We start from the raw sequence: 6,069 nt of genomic DNA on the forward strand, positions 1-6,069 counted from the left end.
TAGCTGCCGTCACCCCCATCGCTCACCGCACTCAGGCTGCCCGAGGAGGCGGCAAAGTTCACCGTCTGACCCGGCACCGCATTGCCGAACCGGTCACGCAGCGTCAGCGTCAGCCGCGAGGTTTCTCCCGCACTCAGGATGTCCGGCTCGGCTTTCAGTTCAGACCTGTCCATGTCCACTGTGCCTGCTGCAAACGTGACAGTAACTGGTTTCAGACCAAACGGTTTGCCGTTTACATTTACCGATACTTCGGCATTCCCCGGAATATTGCTGCTTATCCGTGATATATATATCCCTCCGATAGCCTCGACTGCCTCCTCAACAACAGCATCAGGAAGGGTACTTATAAACTCCACCTTCTGTCCCGGCACCGGATTTCCGACGAAATCCAGCAGAACGAGTCTCAGCTCCGCTGACTCGCCGACCACTACTTCCGGATATTCTGATGTAAGTTCAGAATACGCAGTACTGGGCTCTCCCGGAGAAACCGTTACCGTCACCGATGGCTCAGTCTCCATATCGTCCACTTTTGCAGTGATGATGACGGTCCCTGCCTCTTCACCAGTATACCTGGCAGTGTAAGTCCCTTCTCCTCTCTCAGAAAGGTTATCCACGATCCCCATCGTTGCGTGAAACGTCACAGCTCTGCCCGTTACAGGATGGCCCTGGCTGTCCTTCAGTGTCAGCCGCAGTTCCGTGCTTTCGCCAGCCGTTATCATCTGTGGACTGGCTATCAGTTCAGACCAGATGCTCGGTTCTCCGGTAACCGCATCCCCGGATTCGATAAACCGCACCTCCGCTGATCGCTCCATCTTCCCTCTTATCGCCAGCACCTCCACCGTCAGAGTTTCTGCCTGGGAGAGGTTCCCATGACTGTCTTCCGCTACCGCTGTCAGAGTATAGTGGTTGACATTATCTCCGGCACCGCCGTTGTAGGGAGGAAGGGTGAGCGTGTAGCAGTGCTTATTTTCCGCCACCAGACTGCCTCCGGCGCGGAGAAGTCTGTCGGCATCCCAGTTTACCTGATTGAAACTGTGTCGCCCTTGCGTAGTCACCATAATGATCTTGCTCTCGTTTTCGTGTGCCGTGATGTTATCCGGCTTAATAACAAGAGTGATCTTCGGCTGTTCACCGCAAGCAATATTATGACTCGGGCTCATGACTTACCTCCTTTCCCGGTAGAACTCGACCAGGAAAAACGTCTTGTGGGCAGGGAGAGAATGTTAAACAGGGAGTGCCCCGGAAAACAAACATCGCGCTTTTCCGGGGGAGATTGCAGGGCAGTCTTATTTTTGATCACAGTCACGTGCATCACCATGAAAGAGCAAAGCCATTAGCATCAATGGCGGGTTATAGTTAACGATTAAAAATACTCCCTCCCACAGGTTTTTAGTTGTATATTTTTATGAAAAACAAATATTTAGACAAAAAAACCAAGAGTAAAGAAAATAAAGCTTATAATATCTGATCTGCTATCTCAAAAATTCACCACAAGAGGGTGAACAGGCTGTTAGTTAGGCATGAGAGCATTTTTTTATCGTTAATATTTACTTACATAGTCTGGCTAAACGAGAGTATCTATTTTTTATCTTCTAATCTATAAAATAAATTATTTTTACAAATCAGTAATACCGACAGATAATTTGTTCGTTGGATCATTTAATGATCTCCTTCGGGAGGAATATGTGAATAATTAATCATTAAATGACATGACTCCGGCTGAATTTGTCCGAAGCCCCTTCAGAAGCACTAAGATCTGGAATTTAGCATGGTACTGAATTTGTGATGGTATTAACTTGGAAATTCTTTCAAAAAGAAATTTAATTTGAAATGATAAATTCATATTCCTGACGTTTATAGCGGTCAGCATGGATATATCGACGGCCATGGCCGGAGAAATGATGAATATTCCAGCATCATTTTTACGTGATAAATACTATGAATGTTCTGCTCGTTTTGTTGCTATGAGTTTACGGTCTTAACTAATAGGACGTTTTTTATTTATCTTTTCTGGCGACAAGAGAATGTTCCGACTGCATAAAAAGATATGAGATGACACCCATACTCCGGTCGCTGTTTATCGTTCCGAACGACAGCGCAAGCGATGAGCATTACATCCTTACCAGAAGCCAGAGACTCCAGAAGAGCGGCTCTCATAAATGATCATCAAACTATTCGATAATAGCGGTGACAATTTCATCATCGTAGGTAATAATCACATTAATCATTGGATATTATGGTTTCAATGAGAAAATGCTGTTTGCCCAGTGTTATTGAATCACGTATTCTACCATCTGCTGCAGCCATATACAATAACACTAAAGATATGTCTAGACTATCCAACAGAGTTGTATTGAATTTCTTAAGTTTCATTTTATTATTTGCTTATTTCAGATATTAAATTTCAAATATGTAAAGTGAACAATGATAAATAGAGGGACAGAAATGATAAAGATAAAAGGTCATTTAATATGCAAAAATTCAGAAGAAACAGATCTTATTCGTCAACTCCTTCCTGAGCATACAAGGCTAACAAAAAAAGAAGCTGGGTGTATTTCTTTTGATGTCACAGAGACAACTGATCCACTTATCTGGAAAATTGAAGAGTTTTTTAAAGATAAAACTGCATTTGATAATCACCAGAAAAGAACGCTGGCTTCAGCATGGGGAAAAGAAACCAGTAGCATTATCCGTGATTATATAATTTTTGAGATTACATAATTATATCGTATCATTTAATTTATACAGTTTTGATATGTACTTATCTGCTCCCTGTTGATTACCACACTGCAATGTTAGTAATGTTTTTACCAGCAAAGTGAGGGCGCTGATGATCGTATCAAATGATTCGGCACAGCGTTCAAATCCGTCCAGACGTGGAAATGAAGAGTCCAGAATGCTGCTGGTGTAAAATGTCAGGCTGGAAGCCTCAGGGCGGAGAAATGGCAGACCTTCTGTTACCCCCTTGAGACGTCGTCGGCGTTTTACGCTCAGGCAGCAGAGATGATAAAGTCGGTACACGTGTTTGTGATGGGGGTTTGACGCTCAATGGAACGAACACTCACGTTAAGAGGTTGGTTTGGTAATTAAAAAGCCAAAAATGAACTCGTAAGCTTATTCAATTACCCCCTCTTATTCACATAGCAGATCACTATACATAGGGTACAGTGACCTGCCAGTGACCTCAGAAATCAATTAATGATAACGCGGCCATTCAGCGGCTGTACCGGGCGATTGTTTGCATGCTGAAGTACTGAGCGGAATTGCCTGATTTGTTCAGCAGAAGCGCTGACAGGTTGTTCCAGTACCATCCAGATCACACCTTCAGAACAAGGGGGCGTTGTCAGGGATCCACTAAAGCGGTAGACCCCGACGTTCTCAGGCAACAAAGCGTTGATATCCACCGGCTGCGTCAGTATGGCAGCTTGATTAACTTTAGCTGGCATCTGCTGCCAGGCTTTTGTCAGTTGCGGATTAGCTTTCCCTTCATTAAACATCAGCGCCAAAACAGCCAGAGAACCATCTTTATCTTTATAGACAAAATGTCCTTCCAGCGGGAACTGTTTGCCATCGATCTCATTTTCACTTGGTGCGTGGAAATGAAATTGCTGCAGTGCAAAAGTATCGTCGTCCAGACGCAGGGTATTACCTTCACTTACGTTAATCTGAATAGTATGGCCATTGTTGATTATTTGCTGTTTACCCTGCTCGAAAACCAGAACAGGTTTGCTGTGATGCGTTTTCAGTGCTCCCTGGATATTGACCGGTGACTGGTTTTTACCGGTTTCACAGAGTGCAAAATCAGGTGAAAGCTTGCCCCAGTGCTCAGGACTTTCCTGGCCTTCATAACCCCAATGCTGAGAATGTTCTGTTGCCCCGACAGAGAAACAGGTTGCCAGCATGATGCCCAGCATAAGTTTTCCTTTCATTATTTATCCTTTTCCAACGAAGTTGTAAATACGTCCATGGCGAACAGTGCATAGACTTCTCGGTAGCTATTGTGGAAATAATTTATTTATTAAAAAAAAAGGGGCCAGGGCCCCTTAAGCAAAAAGGGCTTTAAGTACATCATCACAGTTATACAGGTACGAACCTTGTTAATTATATACAAAATCAGGAATCCTACCGCATCGGGAGCATCAATATAAGATTTATTATATATTTAATCCTAAATTCGGGGGGGGGTATATATCATGCCGGAAATCTGTTTCTGAATGGTGCAGGATTTTGGGTCAGGGTTATAAGGATGGATATACCTGACGAATAATCATCCCCAAAAAAAAGCGCTATACTACCCCTATCTGAAAATGAGTCAGTATAGCGCCGAATGTCTATCTTTCTAAAAAAGACACAATCCTACTTCTCGATAATTTCGGTTGACACGGGCTAACTCATCCAATCTTTTCCATACACATCACATAGTTTTTTGATGTGGGCTGGTCGAGTTCAATAACGCCACGACCTCCGTTAAATCTCCATTTGTTATATTGAGAAGAGCTGTCTTCAGATATCCAATACCATCTATCATCAGGATAAACAGCATATCCCCATTCAAAATATACATAGGAGAGAGTTTCGGCCAGGGATACCTTTGTTGAGATATGTTTACAATAATTCTCAGCCCCTTCATAGTTTGTACTTTGACCTCCATAATTATCATACCAAGTTTTTATGTCAGTATGATATTCAATATTAGGGAAATTCCTTGATTTTTTTGGCACTCCTTTTATTACCACCTTCCCGCTTACCGGCTTGCTAGTGACCGTCACAGTAACTTTATTTTTATCAGAATCCGTAACACGAACTTGATAGTTATTTGATTGCCAATCGTAATGGGCAGCCACTTCTCGATCTAAACGAATTATAAATTGCGCACCTTTAAAAGCAGTTGTTGGAAACCCTGTAGTAATACCAAGTTCATTTGGCTGAAATGCCGAAAATGCTCCATTAACATGTGGATTATGCTCAACGGAATACAGGGGGCCTTCCATTGTATATCCTGAAGAAGAAAGCACTACCCGTCCTGATTCAACAGCGCTTTTTGTAGTCCAAGTAGACATGTAGAAGCCCGGGGTTATTTCTCTCCATCCGTACTTAATCGTTGCACCGGGTACTTTGATCCAGGAATTTAATAGGTTGTTATCATAACCTGAGACGGCAGTATCATAACCAGTGACTGAACTTCCGCCCGTTGTCCCGTAGAGCCGCATGGTAATACTCATCTCCCTTTCCAGCCCATAAACGGAATAATCCATATTTATAACTGACTTTTCGTGGAGTTTGATAGCGTATCGTTTGGACGACCACTCCCCCTTATTTCCTTCTTCACTACTAAGGGTAGTAACATAGTTAAGACCGGGGTGATAGGCTATCTGCTTATATACAAACATTCCGACGGACTTCTTAGACCACTTACCGGTTATTTCGGGCCATGCGCCGCCAATACTGAGTTTGGTTTTATTGCTGTTTAGAAATGCCAGCCCGTCTTCGTCGGATATCGGGTTTCCGAACTTATCCCGCAGGCTTGCTGTTACCTCCAGCCCTTCATTAACAAGATAGCTTTCCTTATCAACACCCAGCTCTACGCTGCTGACATCACCTGCAACAACATCATATGGAGAAGAGACGTTTTCTCCGTCTGATGTTTTCAGTGTTGCGTTGTACTGCATCCCCAAAACCTTTGCTTCACCTTTTACCTCATAGACACCGCCCCCAACATCATGCCACTCTAAGTCGCCAGCACTGGTTCCAGGCAGGCTGAATACGCCCTCCAATTGTAGCCAGTTAAGCTGACCGCTCAGAGGATTACCTGCTTTATCAACCAGTGTTACCGTTGCATCAACTTTATCTCCGACCCTGTAAGTATTTTTACTTACAGCAACCGTCGATGCACTTGCAGGCAGTACCATCACCAGCACCTCTTTACTGACTCCCTCAACACCCAGTACGGTAGCCGTCACCGTCACCGTGCCGAGTTTGTTGTCGGTCAGCTCCGCCGTGTAGCTGCCGTCACCCCCATCGCTCACCGCACTCAGGCTGCCCGAGGAGGCGGCAAAGTTCACCGTCTGA

At 44.1% G+C, this 6,069-nt stretch carries 4 protein-coding genes; 1 reads left to right on the forward strand and 3 read right to left on the reverse strand.

Going from position 1 to position 6,069, the window contains the following annotated elements:
• On the reverse strand, positions 1-1,160 hold a 1,160-nt coding region (locus BM427_RS25045; RefSeq protein ID WP_139234470.1), incomplete at its 3' end, for an Ig-like domain-containing protein.
• A 1,285-nt stretch (positions 1,161-2,445) separates the two neighbouring features.
• On the opposite strand from BM427_RS25045, the gene BM427_RS25055 reads away from it, so the two are divergent.
• On the forward strand, positions 2,446-2,721 hold the full coding sequence (locus BM427_RS25055; RefSeq protein WP_090127234.1) for a putative quinol monooxygenase: 276 nt from the start codon (positions 2,446-2,448) through the stop codon (positions 2,719-2,721).
• Between the two features lie 470 nt (positions 2,722-3,191).
• Here BM427_RS25055 and BM427_RS25060 read toward each other — a convergent pair whose 3' ends face one another.
• Positions 3,192-3,929 carry a carbonic anhydrase gene (locus tag BM427_RS25060; protein ID WP_090127235.1) on the reverse strand — a complete coding sequence of 246 codons (738 nt, stop codon included), beginning with the start codon at positions 3,927-3,929 and terminating at the stop codon, positions 3,192-3,194.
• Positions 3,930-4,391: 462 nt separating this feature from the next.
• Positions 4,392-6,069: Ig-like domain-containing protein (locus tag BM427_RS25785; RefSeq protein WP_175539153.1), on the reverse strand; the 1,678-nt coding region annotated here is incomplete at its 5' end.

Source organism: Kosakonia arachidis (assembly GCF_900116535.1).
Classification (GTDB): Bacteria; Pseudomonadota; Gammaproteobacteria; order Enterobacterales; family Enterobacteriaceae; genus Kosakonia; species Kosakonia arachidis.

Coding starts and splice junctions, on each gene's coding strand:
- BM427_RS25055 (WP_090127234.1), top strand. CDS start 2,446: ATGATAAAGATAAAAGGTCATTTAATATGCAAAAATTCAGAAGAAACA.
- BM427_RS25060 (WP_090127235.1), bottom strand. CDS start 3,929: ATGAAAGGAAAACTTATGCTGGGCATCATGCTGGCAACCTGTTTCTCT.